Source organism: Vibrio sp. 16 (genome assembly GCF_963681195.1).
Lineage (GTDB): Bacteria > Pseudomonadota > Gammaproteobacteria > Enterobacterales > Vibrionaceae > Vibrio > Vibrio sinaloensis_D.
In genome coordinates this window covers 1,400,215-1,424,372 of the sequence record NZ_OY808997.1, presented here as the reverse complement: position 1 = coordinate 1,424,372, position 24,158 = coordinate 1,400,215, and the positions used below count along the sequence as shown (strand labels likewise).

The following is a 24,158-nucleotide window of genomic DNA, read 5'->3' as shown; positions in this document are numbered from 1 at the left end:
GTGCATTTAGCAAACATATAGCGTTAATTCATAATAAACAGCGTTAAGTGAGATTATGGATATAAAGGATTATGAAAACGTTATTGGTCATTGCAGTGTTGCTGCAAATTGTGGTGGCGATACAGAGCGAAGGCTTGATACGGGCGTTAGCTGAGCTGAGCGCGTTTCTGTTAGTGGCTGCGATGGTTCTGAGCCATCGGCAGCAAAAACACACGAAATTCCGTCTAGGGGTTGATTGAGTTTAGAACAAGGTCAACCACGCGAGTGATGTCGTGGAAATAATTACCCAAAGGGACACACCAAACATTAACGGTTTTGGACCTGCAGCTTTCAACTTTTCCACCGAAATACCACACCCGACTAGGAACAAGCACACCACTAAGGCGCGTTTTGATACGTCAAAGATGCCTTGAAACAGCCAATCAAAGCTTGGAATCAAATCGCTGACGGCGATGGCAACGCAATAGAATAAAATGAAGTATGGAACGGTAATCTTCTTCGAGTCGCTGCGAAACAAAAACGCACTGAACAAGGCGACGGGAATGATCCACAGGGCACGAGCTAATTTGAGCGTTGTAGCTGTGGTTAATGCTTCTTCACCGTAGGCAGATGCTGCGCCGACAACTGAAGAAGTATCATGAATGGCAATCGCTGCCCATGTGCCGAAAGTATGTTGATCTAAGTTGAGCGCATGACCAATGACGGGAAAGACAAATAAGGCAACGGAGTTTAGGACAAACACAGTTGCAAGCGCTAAGCCGATTTGTTCGTCATCAGCCTTGATGGCGGGGGAGACCGCAGCAATGGCACTTCCTCCACATATTGCTGTTCCTGCAGAAATTAAATAGCCCGTTTTTCTGTTCAGACCAATCCATTTGGTGACGGCCCAGCCTAAGGCTAGCGTGCCGACAATGGTTGCGATGATTAGCCCGATCCCATCCGATGTCACTGCCAAAGCTTGATCAAAGTTGATACCAAAGCCCAAGCCGACGATTGAATAAGCGAGGAGCTTCTTAGTGACTTTAGCCAGATTGAACTGACTTGGAACAAGACCAAGAGAAGCAAGTAAAAAACCAATCACCAATGCCGTAGGCGAAGTGATGAAGGGGGTTAAGCAAATTGCCAGAGAAAGCCAAAAAACAGACTGTTTAGTTACGTTATTCATGGTAGGGACAGGGACAAAACTCAGACGGCAAGTGTATCAACTTGTTTTTGGTAAGTAGAGTTGAATGTTTTGAACAAGCGTTCAGTCAAACTGAACGCTTGTCTGTTATTGCCAATCGCCGCGAAGTTTAGCGACACGATCGTGCATTACGGAAGTTGTTGCATCTGCCGGTTGTACAGGCGTACCGGCTTCGATTTCAATTCGAGACCAGAAACGGGTAGGGAGCCCTTTGAATGCTCTTCCCTTGGAGCGGCTAAAGTAGCTTCCCCAAAGCCCTTTTAACGCCATAGGAATGACGGGAACAGGGCTGCGTCTTAGTATTAAATCCATTCCACGCATAAATTCATTCATCTCGCCATCTGACGTCAATCGCCCTTCTGGGAAAATACAAACAATGTGACCTTCCGAGAGCGCTTGCTCTACCTCATTAAAAGCGCGACGAATAGACGTACGATTTGTAGCAGAGATAGGAATCACGCCTGCTCGTTTTAAGAAGCGCCTTAAAGGAGGTAGGCTTGCATACTCTTCTTCCATCACGAAGCGAATTAAACGAGGGCAAACCGCACTGAGCAGAAGGGCATCCATGTAACTGACGTGGTTACATACAATCAACGCGCCGCCTTTCTCTGGCAAATGGTGAAGGTTTTTGTGATTCACTCGATACATCGAGTGCGTCAGGATCCACACTAAGAAACGCACAACAAATATAGGGACCTGCATGAACAGGTAGACCGCAACCAGTAGGTTCATCACCGCGAGCAGCGTAAATAGCTGAGGAATCGTCATGTCCAGTACTGTCAGACAGACAATTCCAAGCACGGCGCTACCAACCATGAACAACGAGTTATAGATGTTCAGCGCCGCGATGACTTGAGCTCGCTGATTCACTTTTGCCCGTTGTTGCATTAGTGCGTAAAGAGGAACGATAAACACGCCACCAGAAGCGCCGAGCAATAGCAAGTAAGCAAACAGCGGCCACAACTCTTGATAGCTAACAAATTGGGAAAACGATTCGAATTCAGGGAGGTAGCTAGGGATGGACGTCGCCATCAAAGCACCAAAGATTGTAATCCCCAGGCTTCCGATGGGTACGATGCCGACTTCAATACGGTGATTGGAAAGTTTGTCGCATGCTAGTGAACCGACCGCAATACCAACAGAAAAGAGTGCAAGTAAAAATGAAACGGCGCTCTCGTTTCCATTTAGGTAAATTTTGGTGAAGTTAGGAAACTGTGTCAGGTAAGCCGCGCCAAGGAACCAAAACCAGCTGATGGCCATTAAAGCAAGAAAAATGGTTTTGTCTGCTTTGGCAATCGCGATGGTTTGTTTCGTCTGTTTGATGGGTTGCCACTTGAACGACAAATCAGGCGCACTTGCTGGAGCTTCTGGAATGGAGCGACTGGCAATATAGCCAAACACGGCGCATAGCACGACGGCGCCAGCGGCGATGTACTTAGCGTTTTCAGCAGAAGCAATCACACCAGCCCCCAATGTTCCAAGTAAGATCGCTAAGAATGTACCCGTTTCAACAAGCGCATTACCCGGAACCAGTTCATTGGCTTTTAATTGCTGAGGAAGTAATGCGTATTTGACAGGACCAAAGAAGGCTGACTGAGTCCCCATCAAAAACAGTAGTATCAAAAGAATGACGTAACTTTCGGTAATAAAACCAATCGCTCCAAGGCACATGATGCCTATTTCAGCGAGTTTCACTTTTCGAATAAACCAAGACTTTTCATATTTGTCCGCAAGGACGCCCGCAGAGGCAGAAAAGAGAAAAAACGGCAGGATGAAGAGACCAGCTGCAAGGTTGATGAAGAGGTTACTTGAAATTGGCAGCGCACCGACACCAGCAAAAGCAACAAATAGCAACAACACATTTTTAAAAACGTTGTCATTAAATGCGCCAAAAAACTGGGTAATGAAATAGGGCAGAAATCGTTTCTGCCCTAACAAAGAGGTTTGGTTGTTCGACATGTGTGCCTGATTCCTTTAGGGCTTAATCACCAATTGACAAGGTAATTGGTCAGTAGATTGTCGATAAGTTCTTTACCATCGATTGGGTCTGCGGCGAAAAACTTGTCATCAACGCTTAAGAGCGTGATTCCATGTACACCAGACCATAATACGCGACTTGCTTTGAGTACTTCATCTTCACTGCGCTCTGGCGCCAGCACTCTTAGTAAGTGTTCGAGCATTCCCGTCATGCTATCGATACGTTGAGATTGCCATTCGGGCAACGCCTCACCATTCATATTGTGCTCGAATATTAGCTGCCATCGATGAGGGTGCTTTTGCGCAAAATCGTGATAACAATACGCCAATTGGTAGAGTGCTGTTTTGTGGTCAACACTGCCGCCGACGACATTTTTTGCCTCTTCCGACAACTCGTCTAGCGTTTGAGCGACAACGTGAAGCAACAACAAATTATAGTTACCAAAAACATTGACTAGCGTACTCGGTACATAGCCGATCATGTTTGCTATTTTGCGCAGACTTAGCTCGTGGTAGGAGTTTTGTTCCAAAAAGTCCTTCACAGTATCGAGAGTGAGTGCGATAAGTTGTTCGCGAGTATGATCGTTGCGTCGTGCCATGGTAATTACAGTAAAATGAACAATGTTCGATATTCTAATGAGCCACACCCTGTAGCGTCAACTAACAGAAGGCAAATTTGCAATATTCTGATACATGTGTGACGGAGTATTTAGTTTGCTTCTTTCTAACCAACCCTTATTATAACAAGATAACTACAAACTCTTATCTTGAAAGAACCCGAAAGGATAACTATGAAACGTTTGTTTTCTCTTGTTGCTCTACTGATGGTTTCTGTGGCAATTACGCCAATCGCAGAAGCTAAAAAGTTTGGTGGCGGTAAGTCTTTTGGCAAAAGCTATAAAACTGCTCCTGCGCCTAAACAGCAGCAACAAAACACCAACACGGTTGGTAAAGACCAAACCACTAAAACTCAAAGCTCAAGCAAAAAAGGTCTAATGGGCGGCTTGCTGGGTGGTTTATTGGCTGGTGGTCTGCTCGCAGCTTTCTTTGGCGGTGCGTTTGAAGGTATCCAGTTTATGGATATTCTCATTATCGGTCTGATCGCCTTTGTCATCTTTAAGTTGATGCGCGGCATGCTCGGAGCCAAACAAGGCAGCATGAATCAGCAGCGTCAACAGCCAGCATTCGGCGGATCTGCTCCTAAATTTGAGCAACCTAATGTACACAACTTCGAGCAACCTCAACAAACGGGTTCTCAAGGTGGTTTTGGCTTTGGTTCGCAAACCGATGTGCCGCACAACTACCCACCGGGTTTTGACCATGCAGCGTTTATCAATGGCTCCCGTGAGCACTACCGTATCCTGCAAGGTGCTTGGAACCACAATCAGTTGGAAACAATCGAAGAGTATGTTTCTCCAAGTTTGTTCGCGGATCTAAAATCAGAACGAGCGAAACTTGAGGGCGAGCAACATACTGATGTTATGTATGTTGATGCTGAAATTGTTCGTGCCGATTACGATGCTTCGAAAGCACAGCTCAGCCTTCAATTTAGTGGTCGTTACCGTGATGCCGTCGAAGGCATTGAAGAAGATATCGCTGATATCTGGCACCTGGAGCGTGATCTTACTGTGCCGAATGCGCCATGGTTGATCGTTGGTATCCAAGGCTAACATTGAATGATAACGACAACGCCCGAGCTTTTCGCTTGGGCGTTTTTGTTTGTAGCCTAAGCTGAGCAATTTTAGGCATGGGTAATTTAGATTGTTCAGTGGAGCGATTACTTGGTAGTATTTTTACACACTAACAATCATAACAAGGGTAGTAAAGTGGCTGAATTTAAATACAAAAACCTGTCTCAAGAAGAACAAGATAAGCTAGACGCCGCGACATTTCGTCGCTTGTTGGCACACCTTGATGAAAATAAAGAGGTTCAAAATATCGACCTGATGATTCTTGCGGGTTTCTGCCGTAATTGCTTTAGCAAATGGTACAAAGCAGAAGCGGATAATCAAGGTCTTGATTTGGATATTGATGACGCGCGTGAACGTGTTTACGGCATGACTTACGATGAGTGGAAACAAAATCATCAACCGAAAGCAACGCCAGAGCAGCTTGCAGCCTTCGAAGCTCGTCAGAAGAAGTAACGTTTCTTAGAGTACAAATAATAAAAAACAGCCCGCTGAGTGAGTGGGCTGTTTCTGTATGTGGAGTCTGATTTTATTCAGTGATTGAACCGCAGCATGCAGCTTCGACGCAGCCTTTCGACTGAATAATTTCAAGTTGTGCTAGGTAAGGCTGAATGTCGCCAATGTTCTCTTTTACCCATTGTGCATTGTAGTAAGTGTCTAGGTAGCGTTCACCAGAGTCACATAACAACGTTACGATTGATCCTGTTTCACCTCGTTGCTTCATTTCACATGCAAGCTGAAGAACCCCGTATAAGTTAGTTCCTGTTGATGCACCCACTTTACGGCCGATCAAACCAGACAACCAATGGGCGGTTGCAACGCTCGCAGCATCGGGGATTTTGCGCATTTCATCGACCACACCGGCAATAAAACTAGGCTCGACACGAGGACGACCGATCCCCTCAATTTTGCTGCCGTTTTCGCCTTTAAGCTCTGCGTTTCCAGAATTGAAATAATCAAAGAAAACGGAGTTCTCTGGGTCAACGACACACAGTTTTGTATCGTATTTTTGATAGCGGATAAAGCGGCCAATGGTCGCAGAGGTTCCCCCTGTGCCAGGGCTCATGACAACCCAACTTGGGATTGGGTGATCTTCGAGCTTCATTTGGCTAAAGATGGAATTGGCAATATTGTTGTTCCCACGCCAGTCTGTTGCGCGTTCGGCGTAGGTGAACTGATCCATGTAGTGACCGTTTAACTCTTTCGCTAGGCGACGAGATTCATCATATATTTGGTCAGAACGGTCAACCAGGTGCGCCTTACCACCGTAAAATTCGATCTGTTCTATTTTCTTGCGAGCAGTGCATTTGGGCATGACAGCAACGAAAGGCAAACCAAGCAATCGTGCAAAGTAAGCTTCAGATACCGCAGTGCTGCCTGAAGATGCTTCAATGACTGTTGTTTCAGGACCAACCCATCCGTTACAAATCGCATAAAGAAACAGCGAACGAGCCAATCGATGTTTGAGCGAACCTGTCGGGTGGGTACTTTCATCTTTGAGGTAGATGTCGATGCCTTCAAGAGACGGCAGTTCGAGCTTGAAAAGGTGAGTGTCTGCTGAACGTTGAAAATCAGCTTCGATTTTTCGTACTGCGTTATTAATCCAGTTGTGGTCTGTACACATAACTTGATTCCTCGAAAATCGTAGGGTAGTTGTTTTTATCTATGGCAATAATTTACCTCTAAGAAGAGAGAAAAACTTTGCTATTATTGTTTTTAAAATGTCTTATTGGAGAATTATTTTCTCCCAATCTGGTAATTTGCAAAATGAGTTTAGACAAGATAGATACGCAGATCCTTTCGTTGCTTCAATCCGACGGTACGCTCTCTCTTAATGAGTTAGCAGAGCACGTGAATCTAACGACAACTCCGTGTTGGAAACGGTTGAAAAAACTAGAAGATGAGGGCTACATAGAGAAGCGAGTCGCGTTGCTGAATGCCGAAAAGCTCGACTTATCATTTATTGCGTTCGTACAACTGAAGACGAGTGACCATTCACACGAGTGGTACCACAATTTTGTTACCACCGTCAGCGAATTTCCTGAAGTGATGGAGTTCTATCGTATGGCTGGTGAATACGATTACATGATGAAAGTCTTGGTGAAAGATATGAAGTGCTTTGATGAGTTTTATAAGCGAATGGTCAATAGTGTGAAAGGGTTATCGAATGTGACTTCCACTTTTGCTATGGAACCCATCAAATATACGACCGCTTTGCCGATTTAGACATCGTCAAAGGTTAAGGAGTGACGCGTCACTCCTTACATTTTTATTGAGTAAAGCGCATTACGCCTTCTTGTACTGCGGTGGCAACGAGGTGACCCTCTCGATTGTAGATTTCACCCCGCACTAAACCGCGAGTGTTGCTTGCCGTTGGGCTTTCGATGACGTAAAGCAGCCACTCATCCATTTTGAACGGTCGGTGGAACCAGATAGAGTGGTCAATGGTTGCAACCTGAAAGTTTGGTGTCATCAAAGAGACCCCGTGCGGGTGCAGTGCAGTAACCAAGAATCCCCAATCAGACGCATAACCAAGCAAGTATTGATGAATCAACTGATTATCAGGCATCTCACCATTTGCCCGAATCCACAAGTACTGTTTTGGTTCCACTTTTTTAGGGTTGAGTGGGTTAACGACGGTGACAGGCCGCATTTCAATAGGCTTCTCGCCACAGAAGGCTTTCTTGATTTTTTCTGGCAAGTACTCTTCGATTCTTGCCGCTAACTCGGATTCCGACGCAAAATTCTCCGGCCCGGGGATTTCCGGCATGCTATTTTGGTGCTCGAAGCCCGGCGCTTCACCGTGATAGGAGGCGGTAAGATAAAAAATAGGGCGCCCATTTTGAATTGCTTTTACTCGTCGTGTACTGAAGCTTTTACCATCACGAAGGTTTTCCACATCATAGATAATTGGCTTTTCAGGATCTCCTGGATAGAGAAAATAGCTGTGGAACGAGTGTACGGTGCGCTCTGGCTCGACCGTGTAGCGAGCGGCTGATAACGCTTGGCCGATCACTTGCCCACCATATACCTGAGGCAGTCCTAAGTTTTCACTTTGGCCACGAAAAAGACCTTCTTCTAGTTTTTCTAACTGCAACAAATTGAGCAGTTCGTTCAACGGTTTACTCATACGTTGGCCCTTATTGTTCATGATACCTAACATTTTATGCAATAAGTGATCGTAGAAACAACTGTTTGAGTTAATTGTCAGCAAGAACCAAGTTGCGTAAAGAATCTGTCAACTGACGAGCGATAGTAATGACAGTTAGATAAACCCTACCTATAATCTGCGTGAATTTACCTTCAGGAGAGGCTCTAATGAAAAAAGCACTATTTGCAATAATGTCAGTGGTTCTAGGCGCGGTTTTGGTTGGGTGTCAGTCACCGAATGAAGAGGCAGAGCAAGCGCAGATTCAATCGATCACAGGTACAGTCGCATACAGAGAGCGAATTGCTTTGCCGGGCGATGCATTGGTAACGGTGACACTTCAAGATGTCTCTCTTGCGGATGCACCCGCGAAAGTAATAGCTAAACACCGTTTTGAAACAAATGGCGCGCAAGTTCCTTTTGCATTTGATTTGGCGTATGACAGCGCAAAGATTGACCCAAGGCACAGATACAGCGTAAGCGCTCGTATTGAAGTGAATGGTCAACTTCGTTTTATCACTGATACCTCTTACCCAGTGATCACAGATGAAGCTAACAGCGACAACGTTGCGTTGATGCTCATCGGAGTCAACTAATCCGAATTTATTGATGGTAGCGTTATGGCTGCCATCGATAGATCTTCAAGCGCACCTTTCCATCATTCGTTACGTCGACTCCTTCCTCTATCAGGGCATTACGTTGACGAACCAAATCCTCTCCTTTTAATGAGATTCTTCCTTGGCTGTTAATTACTCGATGCCATGGGAGCTTACTTCCAGTTGGGAGTTTATTTAGTGCTTTGCCAACATGGCGTGCATAGCCAGGATAACCTGCCAATTTTGCGACCTCACCGTAAGTTGTTACTTTCCCACATGGAATTTGGTGAATTACTGCAAAGATTTGCATCAGAAATTGGTCCATAATCTTTAAGTCCTAGTTCAGTTTTCCAAGGAATGGAGTAAGGAGAGGGCATGGTATTTTCTACATTTCAGTTCTTAATAACAACTTTGTTAGCGATTGTCTGTGCACGTGCGATCAGTTTAAGTGAAGGCGATATTCCTGTTTTAGCTTTACTCATTCCCGCGCTCTGGATTTTACCTCAAGGTGGTGTCTCTGGTTTAGTGTTAATGGCCGCGATGACCACTTATGGGCTAACACTTCCTCACCAACCTATCGCCCTGTCTGTTAGTGTTTGGGTACTTTTCCCTTTACTTATGGTTGTTTTCTCAAAACGAAGCAGCATTGGTGTTGTGTTGACCGCTACTCTCATCGTTTTGACGCTTCAAGTCGGCATTATGGTTACACAAGCATCGGGTAAACTGGCTGGCGAGGCCATCGTGACTGTTGTTCAAACACTGTCGGTGATTGCAACATGGTGGGCTGCTGCACATTGGAGTCGCTCGACAACCCATCGCTGGTGGGCGCTTTTCCTCGTCTTCCCAATGTGGATTGCTGGGCTCCCCTATGCTGCACTGTTAGCGCTTTGTGTCACTGGCATCATGGCATCAATGGAGAGCCTCTCGCGACTTAAGTCCTTCAAGTGGACCAAATTATTATGCTGGACGTTACCAACGGTTGGTTTCGCGGCCTTAGTTGTTTCTCCCAACATCGATGTTCCTAACCCTGTCTTTGTTGTCTGGCTTTGCTTATTGGGCACCGCATGGATGACAGATTATATTTTACGCAGTGCGGAAGAAGAGTCAGGCATATAAATAGTCAATTATGATCCCCATTATATGCAGTTGGCATATGCACTTATGTGTGTCAGAATTGCGCATTATTTGCTCTCCCTAACAAGTGGTGTAAAAATTTAACATTTCAAGTGGTTCATTGTTCACTAATTTCCAACGGAAGGAACAACAGTGTTTGAACGTTTGTTATTTTTTCCATCATATAGGCAGAGTCGTGTAGAAATCATAATTATTCAGGTAGGATTCGGCTAGGATGGCTTACTTTTGGCGCGTGTGGTGCATATGTTGTTTTGTGATGTATGCGCACTCGGCGGTAGCGAGTACGAAATATAAAGTGGCGATGGAAGCGGACGATGTTGTGACTCGTATTCTATTTGATGCCATTTCAGATAAATTTGGACTTAACGTCGAATACGTCTATTACCCAAGTTTTAGCGCGATACTCAACGCAGTAAAGACGTCTGATGCTGATTTCGCCGCAAATGTGACCTTTACCGACGAGAGAGCACGTGATTTTGAATTTACTAGCCCAACCAACATAGAGTACACGTATCTCTACAGCCTAATTAATGCCGATCTAGAGCAGGTCAGTATAGTAGGCGTGCCCGCTGGAACGATATACAAACAGCTGATAGCGGCCAACTATCCATCCATTGAACTCATCGAATACAGCGGCCATGAACATGCGAAGTCTTTAATTGAGTCACACCAAGTTGATGGTGTGGTTGATGCGATTAATCAACTCAAGCCAATGCTGCTCGCTGGATTCGATGCTCAACTTCTAAATCATCAGTTGATGATCAAACCTGTCTCAATTATCTCGCCGAAAAACACGCACATCCCTCTGCTGACGAAAATTGAAGATTATGTACATAGCGCCGAGGTACAAAAACAACTAAGAGAAGCGGTAAAACAGTACCAATTTGATCTCCGAAAGCAGGCACTCCGTCAATCCGTCATCGACAGCAATATCAACTACCAGAAGCCCCTTAGAGTCAAAATAGAGGATATTGGTCAGTTCGCGAGCTATCACCCTAATGGAGTTATATCTGGAATCACGGCAGATGTTGTGCAGCAAGCTTGCGCAATTTTAATGCTGTCGTGCGACATTGTAAGTACAAAGGGTGAGTCTTGGGAAAGCATGTACCACGATTTAATTGATCGGAAAATTGATTTGTTGTCTCCTATGGCGATATCGGAGATTCGCAAAAACATTGCCTACTTCTCTGCTCCCTATTATTTCCCAAAAGCGATCCTAGTGAAAAGGGAAGGGTATAAAGAGGACGTTTACAGCAACGTGTCTGAACTCATCGCGGAACGAATCGGTGTGGTTAGAGACGACTTCTATCAGGAGCTACTTTCACAGCGACTACCAAACAAAACACTGCATGCATTTTCGAGCGATGATGACCTGTTTGATGCATTACTTAATGAGGAAATCGATTATTTGGCGGTGAGTCGCGCCAACTTCAACAAACGATTACGTGACTCGGACTATGTCCTGCCTTTAGTGGAAGAATCTTTGATCGGCAGCTATTACGAGTCACCGATCGCAATTGGGTTTGTGAAGAATGAGCTCGGCGCTTCATTGGCCCCTTTATTTACGCGAGCCCTTAAGATGATAGATGTCGAGAGAATTGTGTCTCAATACGATTATCAACCAAATTGGAAAGCGACACTTCAGGCTGAACAAGCATTTTCTCGTAAAAGCCAAATTCTATTTATGTTAGTGCTTGGCTTTTTGGTGGTGGTGGCGATGTACTTGCACAGTCAATCAAACACTGACAACTTGACCCGTCTTAAGAATCGTCGAGCGCTGAAGCAAAAATACCGCAGTGGTGTAAACGGTGATGAAACTCTGATTTATCTCGATGTGAACAAGTTCAAGCAAATCAATGATACCTACGGGCATGAAGTGGGTGACCAAGTACTGCGCTGTGTGAGTGGTCATATTGAACGCTGTTGGCATGGCAGTAGCTATCGTATTGGTGGGGACGAATTCGTTCTGGTTGGAAAAATAGACCTGCCTCGTCTTGCCCGGTTAAAACATAGGTTGAGCACGATTCCATTTGTGTCGCACGACCGAAGCCTTTCGTTTAACGTGTCTTTGGCTTTTGGGGCTTCTGAAGCGGGGCGATCGTTTATGAGTTTACAAGAAGTCATGCACCAAGCCGATTTAGCAATGTATGAGCATAAACATGCGCGTAGTGATTACGTTAAAACGAAAGAAGCCCGTTCAAAAGTTGTTTGTTTGAACCAATAGTGGTTACACACTAAGCAGTTGAATCAAAAACACCATTTTTTCGGTGATTCTGCTTGAAATAACGTAGGGGATGGCAGATAATCCTCGCACTCCTTAGCACAGCTAAGGGTACAGAATCTATGGAGGCCCTGGTCCTCCCGCAACAATAGCTCGTGAACTCGGTCAGGTCCGGAAGGAAGCAGCCGCAGCGAGTGACTTGTGTGCCGGGATGTGGCTGGGGTCTCCGCCCATCTGAATCCTGCAATATATGTTCGCATAAATTGCAGGCTTTCTTCATATTTGCACCATAAGTTTTCATAGTCTATTTTTTTGTTGTAGGTTTACAACAAAAGTGATTGTGCTATGTTCGATCAAACCAAGAAGTCATCTCACGTGCACAACATCTGTAAGTTCATGAGCTTGAAGAATGATGCAGTTGTTCGCACTCTGTCCATTTTAGAGTTTGATTTCTGTTTTCACCTCGAATACAACGCAGACATCAAAACCTTTACGTCCCAACCTTTTGGTTTCCACTATCAATTCAATAATCGAAAGTGCCGATATACGCCCGATTTTTTGGCGACAGATCACGATGAACATTCAACTTTCTTCGAAGTAAAACACTCTAGCCAGATTCTCAAACCTGATTTCAGGGAACGATTTAAAGAGAAACAAAGAGTTGCGTTCAATGAGTTTAACAGACGCTTGGTTTTAGTTACTGAGAAGCAAATTAGAATGGGACCAACTTTAGATAACTTCAAGCTACTACATCGTTACTCCGGATTGCGGACCGTGACTGAGTTTCAAAAGTTAGTGTTGGCGTTTATTCAACGTAAACAAATGGTGAAGTTACAAGAGGTGTCTTTGTATTTCGGTTTATCGGAGCAGGACACACTTATCTCTACTCTACCTTGGATCTCTTCGGGGCAAGTTAAAACAAACCTCAATAATATTGGCTTTGGCCTCGAAACTTACGTTTGGTGTTAACTATGCCGTCGGACTCCAATAACATATTTGGGTTCTTTGATGAGTTTGAAGCTTCAGAGGGAGAGTCGCAGCAGCTTCCAATAGAGTTAATTCAAGAACCTATTGAAATCTTTTCCACTATTGATACTCAATCACCAAAGGTACAGCAAGAAGTTATCCGCCGTATCAAAATCATCGATTTCGTAGAGAGGCGCCTAAAGGGGGGATGGACCGAGAAAAACTTGAATCCTATCTTAAGTCTCATTGAACCAGAATTAAAGCTTACTCCCCCGAGTTGGCGAACTTTAGCAACTTGGAAAAAATCTTACTTTGAAGCGGGTAAAGACCCATGTGCACTTATTCCGAAGCATACGTTTAAGGGCAACCGCCAAAAAGAAATGGATTCGCAATCCTTGATTGATGAGGCAGTTCAGAACGTATACCTGACACGTGAACGACTTAGCGTGGCAGAAGCATACCGATACTATAAGAGTCGAGTGATTCAAATAAATCGCGGGATTGTCGAGGGGAAAATCAAACCAATTTCAGATCGTTCTTTTTATAATCGAATACACGACTTACCTCCATATGAGGTCGCGATCGCAAGGTTTGGCAAACGATATGCGGATCGGGAGTTTCGGTCAGTTGGTCAACAGGTAGCCGCGACTAAACCAATGGAGTTTGTCGAAATTGACCATACTCCAGTTCCAGTGATTTTGATCGATGATGAGTTAGAGATTCCTTTAGGTCGGCCCTATCTGACGATGCTATATGACCGCTTCAGTAAATGTATCGTAGGATGCAGTATCAACTTTAGAGAGCCTAGTTTTGACTCTGTCAGAAAGGCGCTATTGAATTCGCTACTAGATAAGAGTTGGGTAAAGCAAAGGTATCCTTCTATTGATAATGAATGGCCTTGCCACGGCAAGATTGACTGTTTAGTTGTCGATAATGGTGCTGAGTTTTGGAGTAAAAGCTTGGAAGATTCGTTACGGCCTCTGGTATCAGACATCCAATACAGTCAAGCCGCTAAACCTTGGCGAAAGTCAGGGATCGAAAAGCTGTTTGATCAGATGAACAAAGGGTTAGTGAACGCACTGCCTGGAAAAACGTTCACCAATCCTACTCAGCTACAAGATTACAACCCAAAGAAGGATGCGGTGGTTAGAGTTTCCGTGTTTCTTGAGCTACTTCATAAATGGATTGTCGATTATTACCATATGGCACCTGATTCAAGAGAACGTGACATTCCATACCACAAGTGGAACCAATCGGAATGGACTCCCTCTTACTACAGTGGTGTTGAGAAGGAGCAGTTGAGAGTTGAGCTAGGTTTGCTTAGACACAGAACCATTGGAGTAGCAGGGATCAGGCTTCATAATCTCCACTATCAGTCCTCAGAACTTATTGAATACCGTAAATATTGGGCGTCCAACAATGGCAAAAAGCTGTTTGTTAAGACCAAAACAGACCCTTCTGATATCAGCTCTATTCATGTTTATCTAGAATCGGAAAAGAGGTACATAAAAGTTCCAGCGGTAGACAACACCGGATATACAAAGGGGCTGTCGCTTTTTGAACACGAGCGAATACAAAAAGTACGCCGGCTCAATACTAAGCAGCTTACTGATGATGAGGCGCTTGCGGATACATTCCTGTATATGAAGAAACGTATTCAGGAAGAAACCGATAGATTCCGCGGTGCAAAAAGCAATAAGGCTAGCTTGCCTAAAACGGGCAATACTTCGAAATTAGCAAAGTTTAATGATGTCGGATCTGAGGGACCAAGCTCAATCAACGTGATTCCTGTTACGCACAAATCTGAGGTTGTTTCCGATGCCTCAGAGTACTTAGATGACGATGATTTTGAAGATATTGAAGGGTATTAATTTGAATTTAACGCCAAAGCAGCTTGAGCAGCTAAAGTCCTTTGAAACCAGCTTTATCGAGTATCCCGCGATAACTGAAATCTACTCTATCTTTGATCAACTTCGTTTCAATCACTCTTTAGGTGGTGAACCAGAGTCTTTCTTGTTAACTGGTGAGGCTGGAAGTGGAAAGACGGCTTTGATCAACAACTACTTATCACGCTTTCAATCGGGTTCAACTTGGGAAAAACAGCCAGTGTTAAGCACTAGAGTGCCAAGTCGTATCAATGAACAGAATACGCTGACCCAATTTTTGGTTGATTTAGATTGTAAATCCGGAGGAAGAGGTATTCGGCGCCGTAATGAAATTGCGCTTGGCGAAGCGGTTGTAAAGCAACTTAAACGTAAATCTGTTGAGCTGATTATTGTTAATGAAATTCAAGAGCTGGTTGAGTTTTCAACCGCAGAACAGAGACAAGTTATTGCCAACACATTCAAATATATAAGTGAAGAAGCAAGAGTCTCGTTTGTGCTAGTGGGTATGCCTTATGCTGATGTGATAGCGACAGAACCACAGTGGAACTCGCGGCTAAGCTGGAGGAGAAAGATAGATTATTTCAAATTGTTGAAAGCGAAGAGTCATTCGAATAGAACGGTATCTTATGGGTTTGACTTAGAACAAAAAAAACATTTTGCCAGATTTGTCGCGGGTTTGAGTGCGAGAATGGGCTTTGATGAACCGCCAGTGCTTACAAAAAATGAAGTGTTATATCCTTTGTTCGTTATGTGTAGAGGGGAGTGCCGAGCGTTGAAGCACTTCTTGAAAGATGCACTACTTATGAGTTTCAATGAGAACGTCGATACGATAAACAAAGCGATATTGACGCGCACGTTTTCGTTTAAGTTTCCCTATTTGGACAACCCATTTGACTCTCCTGTAGAGCAGCTTCGTCTTCATCAAATTGACGCTGGCTCTACTTACAACCTAAATGCCATTACAGCAGAAGATAAGATTCTCGCGCCTCGTTTTACAGATGCAATTCCGTTGAGCATGTTATTGAGCAAAAATACGCTTAAAGCTTAGAGGTGGCTTTCGTGATTTAGGTTTTCCAGTAGCGCTTTTTTCTCCTCGTCACTCATCCTGTCGATTGTGCAAGCAAGCTCGGCGCTTAGTTCATTGTCACAAAAAAAGTAATTTAGCGGGACATCTAGCTCCTCGGCAATTCTTCTCAATGTGCCAATATCAGGGACGTGTCTTCCCTTCTCATAGTGGTTCATACGACCGCTTGCAGAGCTTTCTTCCATACCTATTTTTACACCCAGCTCTTTTTGGGTGATTTTGGCTTTTTTTCGGGCAGCTTTGAGCCTCGCTGGGATTGGGTTGTCTTTCTGCACTTACACATTTCTTTTCAACCTTTGGATAACTTAGATTGTCTAAGTTTTACTGATTTTTGTATACTTAGCAATCCTAAGTTTATGTGTTCTAAGAGTCATTAAATGAAAGAGACCTACAAGATTGATTCGGTAATGTCTAAGTTATTAATAGATAATGAAATGGACGGTTTTTCAGTTGTCAAATTACGCGATGAAGCGTTGAAATTGGACGAAACCAGTGATGATATTGATGCGGAGCGCAAACGCATTTATCGACAAATCTTACGATTTTTGAAAAAGGGCTGGCTTCGATCTCAAGGAGAGGGCAGGTCGAAAATATATTTTGTTACTGATGAATTTAAAGCTCTTCAAACTCAGCCAAAAGACAACCGGAGTCGAAAGAAAACCATCAATTTTAACGGCCAATCGATTCTGAGAGAAGAGCTGAGACAATCACAAGGTGAGTTAGAAATTGCACTTGGTGAGATAGATGAGTATCAATCACTAATTGATAGATTCCCTGAGCTGGTAATCTCACTAGGAGAGCACCTTTCGGCGAAGAGAATTCACTCGGCTAGACTACTTGGTAAAGTCAACGCTCTTAGTAATGCACTTAATTCATTGCGACCAGAGGCAAGACGATGCTAAGGGTCTGGCAACAAGAGTGCGCCTCGCTAGCGATAAAGCGTTACATCAATGGTCAGCGGCATTTTTTTGCCAAGCAACACCTGGTGGGGGCAAAACTTTTTTAGCAGCCGAAGTTGCAAAAAGGCTCATGGATCTTGGTCTTATCGATATTGCTTTATGCTTTTCGCCAACAAAGAGTGTAGCAGAGGGTATCGAAAAAACCTTCTCATTTAGATTACAAAGACCTTTCAATGGAACACTGGGTTCTATAGGGCATTCTCTTACCTACCAGTCGATTCAGTATGTACCAGAAAGCTATTGGTCATCGCTGAAAAATTTGCGAGTGTTCCTAGTGTTGGATGAAGTACACCATTGTTCTGGCAATGGAACAACTGGCAACTCCTGGGGACAGCAGGTAATCGAAAAACTACAAGAATTGGCAGTATTTTCTTTCGCAATGTCGGGTACGCCTTGGCGTTCAGATTCATTACCCATCGTACTCTCTAGGTACACTGACCCAGAAGGGAAACTGATGGTCGATTACCAGTACAGTTTAAAGCAGGCGGTTGCCGATGGGGTGTGTCGTTCGCCAAATATTGTTCTTGTCGACAATGAGCGTTTAGCAGTAAGAAATGGACAAGGTGAAAAGGCTTTCTCATCAATCCTTGATCTTCTAAGTCAGACTAAGACTTCCTATCAGAGCGTTATACACAATGACGCTGCGATAGAGTACGTCCTCAGTCTTGCTTGCAATAAGCTTCAGATGATTAGGCGCACCTCACCCAGAGCTGGGGCGCTAGTGGTGGCCGCCTCTGTCTCACATACACTTAAAATTAGTCAAATGTTGCGTGAAAACTTTAACCAATCCGTGTCTGTGGTGTCGTATTTACATTCCAATCCGTTAGGAGAAATAGAACACTATCGTTCGGGTGACTCACAATGGATAGTCAGTGTGGGAATGATCAGTGAAGGGACTGACATTCCGCGGTTACAAGTCTGTTGTCATCTGAGTGCTGCGAAAACAGAGTTATACTTCTGGCAGGTATTAGGACGAATTTTAAGAGTAACATCGGAGCCAAACCAAGAAGCTTGGCTTTATACGTTTGCTGAACCAAGTCTCATCGAGTTTTCTGAGCGAGTAGAGCATGATATTCCGGGGTGTTGTTCGATTGTAAATGTTGAAGACCAAAGACGTTCCAATTCATTAGCACAACATGACGGTCCAGAGACAAGCGTTCGTTTGCTGCCCAGGCCAACTGAAAATGAGTTGATGTGGATTGAGCCGAATGAGTCGTGTGGGTTGGTATATCCAGCCACAACATTGATTGATGAAGTGATTTTAGGTCGTTTTAAACAGAGAGTTATTGATGTGTTTCGTTGAGCAATAGGTATCGTTTCTCTCAGTTCTGAGTTGTTTGAGATAAACAGTTAGCTTAGAGATTTCAAGTTCGAGGGTTCGGCCAGACTATTTATGAGGTTTTGAAGCAAGTTGTTGATGATCGGAGCCAAATTATTGATGCCAATCTCTCGGTATGGTCTAGCTTTGCGATATACTGGTGTTTTACGAATGCCTTGATGAGCTAGCCGTATGGTCAACACTATCAACAAAGCCAAACTCTCCGAAACCGACATCATCACGAAATTCATTCTTCCTGCTATCAAAGGTGCGGGATGGGATGATATGTCTCAAATTCGTCAAGAGGTTAAACTGCGTGACGGTAAGGTCATTGTTCGTGGTCAGGCAGCAGCGAGGAAAAAGGTTAAGTCTGCGGACATCGTCCTTTACCATAAACCGAGCATGCCTCTAGCCGTTGTCGAAGCAAAAGCGAACAAGCATGAAGTCGGCAAAGGCATGCAACAAGGTCTAGATTACGCCAGCCTACTTGAAGTCCCTTTTGTCTTTGCCTCAAATGGCGACGGTTTTATCTTCCACGACAAAACCAACCCCGCTCAACTCGAAACCGAAATTCGACTTGAAGACTTCCCAACACCTCAGCAACTATGGGACAAGTACTGCGTTTGGAAAGGCTACAAAACTGAACACCTTCCAGTCATTACTCAAGATTACCATGATGATGGTAGCGGTAAGTCTCCGCGCTACTATCAGCTACAAGCGATAAACAAAACCGTGGAAGCGGTCGCAGCAGGACAAAACCGTGTACTCTTGGTTATGGCAACGGGTACGGGCAAAACTTACACTGCATTCCAGATTATTTGGAGACTATGGAAGTCCCGAGCTAAAAAACGCATCCTGTTTTTAGCGGACAGAAACATTCTGGTCGATCAAACTAAGACCAACGACTTCCAGCCGTTTGGCCCCGCTATGACCAAAGTCACTGGTCGAACAGTCGATCCAGCTTACGAAATCCATCTAGCTCTATATCAAGCTCTGACTGGCCCAGAAGAGCATCAAAAAGCATACAAACAGGTCGATCCTGATTTCTTTGACCTTATTGTCGTTGACGAGTGTCACCGTGGCAGTGCCGCTGAGGACAGCGCATGGCGCGAGATTCTTGAGTATTTCGGTTCAGCGACTCAAATAGGACTAACCGCGACACCAAAAGAAACCGATATCGTGTCTAACACCGAGTACTTTGGCGATGCCATTTATACCTACTCTCTAAAACAAGGTATTGAAGACGGTTTCTTAGCCCCTTACAAAGTTGTGCGTGTGGACATCGATGTAGATTTACAAGGTTGGCGACCAACCAAAGGACAAGTCGATAAACATGGTGAAGTCATCGAAGACAGGATCTATAACCAGAAAGACTTCGACAGAACCATGGTCATTGATGAGCGAACAGAACTTGTTGCAAAGACCATCACCAGCTACCTCAAGCGTACCGACCCGATGGCTAAAACCATTGTGTTCTGTAATGACATTGACCATGCGGAGCGTATGCGTCGGGCGCTAATCAATTGCAACCCTGAGCAAGTTGCTAATAATGAAAAATACGTAATGAAAATTACAGGTGATGATGAAATCGGAAAAGCTCAGCTTGATAACTTCATCAACCCCAAAAAGGCTTACCCTGTTATCGCGACCACTTCAGAACTTATGACAACTGGTGTCGATGCAAAAACTTGCAAACTGGTTGTTCTTGATCAAGGCATTCAGTCGATGACTAAGTTTAAGCAGATCATCGGTCGTGGTACTCGTATTGATGATCGTTACGGAAAGCTATGGTTTACCATTCTCGACTTCAAAAAGGCAACTGAACTGTTCGCTGATGAGCGCTTTGATGGTGTACCTGAGCGAGTTAAAGAGACAAAACCAGAAGACTTCGAAAACGATGAGGAACTCGATGAGATCATCGATGGTGAGGATGAGCTTGAACAAGATGACCCATTTGAAGGGGAAGATATCGACCCTGAAAGCATCCAAGAACCAGAAGCTTCATACGACTCAGGTTCATCTCCTTCTGACGGTAGCAATTCCGATGATGATTGGCAGGATGAAAACCGAGTTAGAAAGTTCCATGTCAACGGTGTAACGGTGAAAGCCATTGCCGAACGTGTTCAATACTACGATGCCGACGGTAAACTCGTAACCGAATCGTTCAAAGACTATACCCGCAAGACGATGGCAAAACAGTTCACCTCAATGGATGACTTTGTTAAGCGCTGGCAAGATGCCGATAAAAAGCAAGCAATCATTGATGAACTGGCAGAGGAAGGCATTATCTGGGAAGCGTTAGAGCTGGAAGTAGGCAAAGATCTCGACCCATTCGACATGATTTGTCATGTCGTGTATGACCAACCAGCACTCACCAGAAAAGAACGCGCTGATAGCGTCAAAAAGCGAAACTACTTCACTAAGTACGGTGAAACAGCTCAGGTGGTGTTAAACAATCTACTGGACAAGTACGCAGATGAAGGCGTTCAAGAGATTGAGAATATTCATGTACTCAAAGTTAAGCCTTTTGACGAAATGGGACGTCCTGCTGAGATCGTCAAAAAGTGCTTTGGCGGAAAAGAACAGTACTTAGAAGCTATCAGTGAGCTAGAATCAGAAATATATCAATCTGCATAAGATTTTCGTCACAAATTGAAAAATCACGAAAAACACCACATATAGCAATTAGTGGCCATTAACATCATATATATTGTATTTTAGTATTCGAAAAACACTTACAGAGAAGATTTGTGTGAACTGTTTCACATTGACTATACACATCAGATAGACAATACTTCACCGCAATAGTGCCCAGTCCCCTGTTTCTGAAGTTATCTTTCGAGATGACTTTGGAATCAAGGCTGGGCGTTCTCGTTTTTACAGCAAGGAAAATCAAGGACACAGGATGCCACTAACCCCGCCTAAGCAGTTTAAACACTATGAGGAACTCATCGATATTCTCATCGAAAGAGGCATGGTGATAGACAATCGTGAAAGAGCTATAAGAAAGCTCGCACAGGTGGGATATTACCGACTGAGTGGTTTTTGGTATCCAGCAAGAGTTATCGAACGAGACGAGTCATATCAACCCATCCAGTGTGAGCACTTAAAACGACCAAAGCGGCTCAACCACTTTCAACAAGGCACCGAGTTTGACCAAGTGTTCAGTCTTTACCTTTTTGATAAAAAACTCCGCTTGGCAATGCTTGATGGCCTTGAGCGCATAGAGATATTTGTTCGTTCAGTCATCGCACATGAATTAGGCCGAGGCAAAAAGAAACAGCCAGGCACAGGGGAGGATATTCCTGAACCATTAGCATGGAAAGATTCCGATTACATCAATGGCAAATTTCTCAGGAAGCGTGGACATAAACCAAGCCTTTGGGAAGAATGGCAAAACAAACACAGTAAACTCATTGAAAGAAGCCAAGAAGATTGTATTGTTTGGCACAAAAAGAACGAGAAAGAAATGCCCTTTTGGGTAGTTATCGAAGCTTGGGACTTTGGCACAATGTCCAAGTATTACGGTATGCTCAAAGATCAATATCGCCAGCGCATCTGTTCAAGATTAGGAATCGAAGATAAAACTGAAACCGATGTATTACGAGCCTGGCTTATGGAAATGAACATTTTACGTAATCGATGCGCTCACCATACTAGGATCTGGAACCAACAATCCTCTAAAGTTCTAAAAGTAACATCTCACGAGTCTTTCAGAGATATCAAGGAAAACAGTAATACGCTATCCCGTCTATACGGCGTGATCCGCGCCATGTGGTTTTTAATTGAACAAATTGGCCCAAGTTCTTGTTGGTTCGATGACGTCAATAGCCTTATCAAGGAGTTCCCTCACGTACCAGGGTGTCCTCTTTCCTCACTGGGAAAACCTACTGAGTAACGGCCCCGCATTGCTACTCGGCTACCTTTAGGTTCAAAAATCCGAACGCTGACGAATATGCTCATGGGCAGATGAGGAAATATCGTTTCCTTTGAACTGACGATTCAAGTTTTTAGATGCAACCAAGGTCGAGCCAGAGCCAAAAAACGGATCAACAACTAGCTCGCCTTCTCTGCTACTTTGAACGACCAGAACTTCCAAGAGACTTACTGGCTTTTCAGTTGGATACCCTCTATAGACCCGTTTATGGGTTAGTATGTCAGGTATGCTCAAATCATTGAGCTTCCTCTTACCCTTTTCAAAAAACAGTATGTATTCGTGTCGAGCACGGTAATGGTAGCCCATACCAATGCTCACTTTGTCCCATACGATAGGTTTCCAGAATTTGAAGCCGATTTTCTCCGCTATCGGCTTGATAACAAACATCGTTTCTTGGTCACAGAAAAGGTAAAAGTGCGAGTGGTTCTTAAGCACACGATAGACCTCACTGAGTAATGCTTCAAATCTATCGTTAGGGAAAATCTCAAACCATTGGTTACTTGACGCCTTGCTCACCTTAAGCCGAGTCGTTGTCCCAATTTTTCGGTGTTTTTCTAAAGACTCATAGGGAGGGTCGGTGATTAATAGATCAACGCTCGCTGTATCGAGCGTTGACAACCATTTAACAGCATCATCTTGGAATAAATTCATCAGACTATTATACAACAAGACTACTGCATGCTTTCCCATTCATATAGGTTTGAGATTGCACTCCTTTATCCAGGCGACGACAATCTATACAGTAGCTTTGGTATCCTTCAGGGTTTCGAGCGGTCACTCTAGCAGGTGTTTTACCAAAGGACGATGGATATGGATGAAAAACGTGCTCTCCTCCATTCGCATCAGAACAGTGAGGGCAGGACTTAAATTTTTGGCCTGTATGGGGATCTCTTTTGTGTATCATCCCTACGTTCAAACGTTTATTACAACAACTGCATGTCATGCAAAGCACCTCTTTTAGTATCAAAGATACCTTATGATACTAATTGCTTACAAGTCAAACAGTGAGGAAAGCAACAAAGTTCATTTTAGCTTGTCACCTTCTAATCCTTACAAATGAGCATTCTTTTGGTTTCCTCGATAGAGATGAGACCCCAATCTAAATTCTCATTCATTACGATTAGTCGTGTATCAGGCAAAACGCTCATTGCTTCATCGACAGCCAACTTTAATGAGTCGAAGTCGAGACTCATTGCTCGGAGATCTGTCCTCTCTTTTCCTACAACATCATACCAATGTCCCTTGTACATCCTGCGCTCCTCTTAACAACGATCATTTATTAGCAAAGTCAGAAAGAATTATTGCTACGTCTAACGCATCCGCCTTTAACGGCTCTGATCATCATCTAACCAACTGGATATCTCTGCTAAACCTGCAAGCGAATCCTCATTCAAGCATCTATGGTTAACGTATTTTGGAACCACGACATCCAACCCCAATGCAACAAAATCTGGGTGATCCGAAATAATTTTCACGTACTGTTCAAGCCGACTCTCTGGTGTAGAGTCCCTTTGTAACTGCTTCTTGAGCGCCTCTCTGAACTTACGAATTTCGTCAGGGGAAGCATCTTCTATGTCTTCATATGTCGAACACTGAAGTTCTTCATAAAGAACATCGGCCAGTTGCGTATGGCTCCAACCTAACGCATCCAACATGGTTCGAATTTGCTGTTGTTTTTGGGCTGTCCCCATTTGTCCCTACCTTACTAGTTACTATGCAATGGTCTCAGCGGAGACAATCATTCATAAGCGAAAAGGAAAATATTATGTCTAAAAACAAAACACCAATGACCCCAGAAGCCGCTGCTCGCATTCAAGCGAATCAAGCAAAACAAAATGGCGGACAAGTATCTAAAGATTCGTTCGCTGCCCGTGCTCAACGCGCTGCTGCCAACAACCAAAAGCAAGGTAAATAGGAGTAACCATCATGGCAAAACCAAGTTCTGCATCAAAGACTGCGTCGAAAGGTAATCCAAACTACCCAAGCACAACTGGCAAACCTTCAGGCAAAGGTCGTGGCAACACACCTAAACGCTAGCAATGTTCTGAGGCAGCCATCGCT

General features: G+C 44.1%; 23 protein-coding genes, 1 other RNA gene and 1 pseudogene. 16 read left to right on the top strand and 9 right to left on the bottom strand.

The features are described 5' to 3' along the window. Nucleotides 1–71: 71 nt before the first annotated feature. Nucleotides 72–239 (top strand): hypothetical protein, encoded by a 168-nt coding sequence (locus U9J37_RS06270; protein ID WP_005473024.1) that lies wholly within the window; start codon nt 72–74, stop codon nt 237–239. A 2-nt stretch (nt 240–241) separates the two neighbouring features. On the opposite strand, the gene U9J37_RS06265 is transcribed toward U9J37_RS06270, so the two are convergent. The 3 genes from U9J37_RS06265 to U9J37_RS06255 all read right to left on the bottom strand — a co-directional run bounded on the left by U9J37_RS06265 (nt 242) and on the right by U9J37_RS06255 (nt 3,759). Beyond that, on the bottom strand, nt 242–1,165 hold the full coding sequence (locus tag U9J37_RS06265; protein ID WP_005473087.1) for a YeiH family protein: 924 nt from the start codon (nt 1,163–1,165) through the stop codon (nt 242–244). 105 nt (nt 1,166–1,270) lie between these two features. After that, the gene (locus U9J37_RS06260) at nt 1,271–3,142 is read right to left on the bottom strand and encodes an MFS transporter (RefSeq protein ID WP_005472997.1); all 1,872 of its coding nucleotides are present in this window, start codon (nt 3,140–3,142) and stop codon (nt 1,271–1,273) included. A 26-nt stretch (nt 3,143–3,168) separates the two neighbouring features. Further along, nucleotides 3,169–3,759, bottom strand: coding sequence for a TetR/AcrR family transcriptional regulator (locus U9J37_RS06255; protein WP_005473045.1), 591 nt, complete (start codon nt 3,757–3,759; stop codon nt 3,169–3,171). A gap of 192 nt (nt 3,760–3,951) precedes the next feature. On the opposite strand from U9J37_RS06255, the gene U9J37_RS06250 reads away from it, so the two are divergent. Next, nucleotides 3,952–4,830 (top strand): Tim44 domain-containing protein, encoded by an 879-nt coding sequence (locus U9J37_RS06250; RefSeq protein ID WP_005473077.1) that lies wholly within the window; start codon nt 3,952–3,954, stop codon nt 4,828–4,830. A 156-nt stretch (nt 4,831–4,986) separates the two neighbouring features. Continuing rightward, nucleotides 4,987–5,304 carry a DUF1244 domain-containing protein gene (locus tag U9J37_RS06245; RefSeq protein WP_005473015.1) on the top strand — a complete coding sequence of 106 codons (318 nt, stop codon included), beginning with the start codon at nt 4,987–4,989 and terminating at the stop codon, nt 5,302–5,304. A 73-nt stretch (nt 5,305–5,377) separates the two neighbouring features. Here the strand turns inward: U9J37_RS06245 and U9J37_RS06240 are convergent, their stop codons facing one another. Then, complete coding sequence (locus U9J37_RS06240) at nt 5,378–6,472, bottom strand: PLP-dependent cysteine synthase family protein (RefSeq protein WP_005472944.1); 1,095 nt, start codon at nt 6,470–6,472, stop codon at nt 5,378–5,380. Nucleotides 6,473–6,615: 143 nt separating this feature from the next. On the opposite strand from U9J37_RS06240, the gene U9J37_RS06235 reads away from it, so the two are divergent. After that, complete coding sequence (locus U9J37_RS06235) at nt 6,616–7,074, top strand: Lrp/AsnC family transcriptional regulator (protein ID WP_005473090.1); 459 nt, start codon at nt 6,616–6,618, stop codon at nt 7,072–7,074. 43 nt (nt 7,075–7,117) lie between these two features. Here U9J37_RS06235 and tesB read toward each other — a convergent pair whose 3' ends face one another. Then, nucleotides 7,118–7,978 carry an acyl-CoA thioesterase II gene (gene tesB, locus U9J37_RS06230; protein WP_043887087.1) on the bottom strand — a complete coding sequence of 287 codons (861 nt, stop codon included), beginning with the start codon at nt 7,976–7,978 and terminating at the stop codon, nt 7,118–7,120. 188 nt (nt 7,979–8,166) lie between these two features. Between tesB and U9J37_RS06225 the strand changes: the two genes are divergently transcribed. Next, a complete protein-coding gene (locus U9J37_RS06225) occupies nt 8,167–8,592 on the top strand; it encodes a YbaY family lipoprotein (RefSeq protein ID WP_005472975.1) in 426 nt (141 codons plus the stop codon). Between the two features lie 22 nt (nt 8,593–8,614). On the opposite strand, the gene U9J37_RS06220 is transcribed toward U9J37_RS06225, so the two are convergent. Next, complete coding sequence (locus tag U9J37_RS06220; protein WP_038192572.1) at nt 8,615–8,917, bottom strand: MGMT family protein; 303 nt, start codon at nt 8,915–8,917, stop codon at nt 8,615–8,617. 50 nt (nt 8,918–8,967) lie between these two features. Here U9J37_RS06220 and U9J37_RS06215 point away from each other — a divergent pair, with 50 nt between their 5' ends. The 6 genes from U9J37_RS06215 (at nt 8,968) to U9J37_RS06190 (ending at nt 15,847) form a co-directional block, all read left to right on the top strand. Continuing rightward, nucleotides 8,968–9,708: a VP0952 family biofilm-associated protein gene (locus tag U9J37_RS06215; protein WP_005473096.1), complete on the top strand. Its 741-nt coding sequence runs from the start codon at nt 8,968–8,970 to the stop codon at nt 9,706–9,708. Between the two features lie 232 nt (nt 9,709–9,940). After that, on the top strand, nt 9,941–11,950 hold the full coding sequence (locus U9J37_RS06210; protein WP_043887077.1) for a GGDEF domain-containing protein: 2,010 nt from the start codon (nt 9,941–9,943) through the stop codon (nt 11,948–11,950). Between the two features lie 126 nt (nt 11,951–12,076). Continuing rightward, nucleotides 12,077–12,173: signal recognition particle sRNA small type (gene ffs, locus U9J37_RS06205), an RNA gene on the top strand. Nucleotides 12,174–12,292: 119 nt separating this feature from the next. Next, nucleotides 12,293–12,916, top strand: coding sequence for a TnsA endonuclease N-terminal domain-containing protein (locus U9J37_RS06200; RefSeq protein WP_005472937.1), 624 nt, complete (start codon nt 12,293–12,295; stop codon nt 12,914–12,916). 2 nt (nt 12,917–12,918) lie between these two features. After that, the gene (locus U9J37_RS06195; protein ID WP_005472985.1) at nt 12,919–14,784 is read left to right on the top strand and encodes a TnsB C-terminal domain-containing protein; all 1,866 of its coding nucleotides are present in this window, start codon (nt 12,919–12,921) and stop codon (nt 14,782–14,784) included. Continuing rightward, the gene (locus tag U9J37_RS06190) at nt 14,750–15,847 is read left to right on the top strand and encodes a TniB family NTP-binding protein (protein WP_322413950.1); all 1,098 of its coding nucleotides are present in this window, start codon (nt 14,750–14,752) and stop codon (nt 15,845–15,847) included. The genes U9J37_RS06195 and U9J37_RS06190 overlap by 35 nt, the downstream gene beginning before the upstream one ends. Here the strand turns inward: U9J37_RS06190 and U9J37_RS06185 are convergent. Further along, complete coding sequence (locus tag U9J37_RS06185; RefSeq protein WP_322413949.1) at nt 15,844–16,158, bottom strand: helix-turn-helix domain-containing protein; 315 nt, start codon at nt 16,156–16,158, stop codon at nt 15,844–15,846. The genes U9J37_RS06190 and U9J37_RS06185 overlap by 4 nt on opposite strands. Nucleotides 16,159–16,260: 102 nt before the next feature. On the opposite strand from U9J37_RS06185, the gene U9J37_RS06180 reads away from it, so the two are divergent. The 4 genes and pseudogenes from U9J37_RS06180 (at nt 16,261) to U9J37_RS06165 (ending at nt 22,058) form a co-directional block, all read left to right on the top strand. After that, the gene (locus U9J37_RS06180) at nt 16,261–16,785 is read left to right on the top strand and encodes a VspR family transcription factor (protein WP_005473034.1); all 525 of its coding nucleotides are present in this window, start codon (nt 16,261–16,263) and stop codon (nt 16,783–16,785) included. Continuing rightward, a pseudogene (locus U9J37_RS06175) lies at nt 16,779–18,145 on the top strand (DEAD/DEAH box helicase). Before U9J37_RS06180 ends, U9J37_RS06175 begins: the two are co-directional and overlap by 7 nt. A gap of 207 nt (nt 18,146–18,352) precedes the next feature. After that, nucleotides 18,353–20,797: an EcoAI/FtnUII family type I restriction enzme subunit R gene (hsdR, locus tag U9J37_RS06170; RefSeq protein WP_005473001.1), complete on the top strand. Its 2,445-nt coding sequence runs from the start codon at nt 18,353–18,355 to the stop codon at nt 20,795–20,797. 268 nt (nt 20,798–21,065) lie between these two features. Beyond that, nucleotides 21,066–22,058, top strand: coding sequence for an Abi family protein (locus U9J37_RS06165; protein WP_005473049.1), 993 nt, complete (start codon nt 21,066–21,068; stop codon nt 22,056–22,058). 33 nt (nt 22,059–22,091) lie between these two features. On the opposite strand, the gene U9J37_RS06160 is transcribed toward U9J37_RS06165, so the two are convergent. Both U9J37_RS06160 and U9J37_RS06155 read right to left on the bottom strand, forming a co-directional pair. Further along, complete coding sequence (locus U9J37_RS06160) at nt 22,092–22,748, bottom strand: DNA-methyltransferase (protein ID WP_043887088.1); 657 nt, start codon at nt 22,746–22,748, stop codon at nt 22,092–22,094. A 674-nt stretch (nt 22,749–23,422) separates the two neighbouring features. After that, on the bottom strand, nt 23,423–23,788 hold the full coding sequence (locus tag U9J37_RS06155; RefSeq protein ID WP_005473070.1) for a hypothetical protein: 366 nt from the start codon (nt 23,786–23,788) through the stop codon (nt 23,423–23,425). 74 nt (nt 23,789–23,862) lie between these two features. Here U9J37_RS06155 and U9J37_RS06150 point away from each other — a divergent pair, with 74 nt between their 5' ends. Beyond that, the gene (locus tag U9J37_RS06150; RefSeq protein ID WP_005473074.1) at nt 23,863–24,012 is read left to right on the top strand and encodes a hypothetical protein; all 150 of its coding nucleotides are present in this window, start codon (nt 23,863–23,865) and stop codon (nt 24,010–24,012) included. Nucleotides 24,013–24,158: the final 146 nt, after the last annotated feature.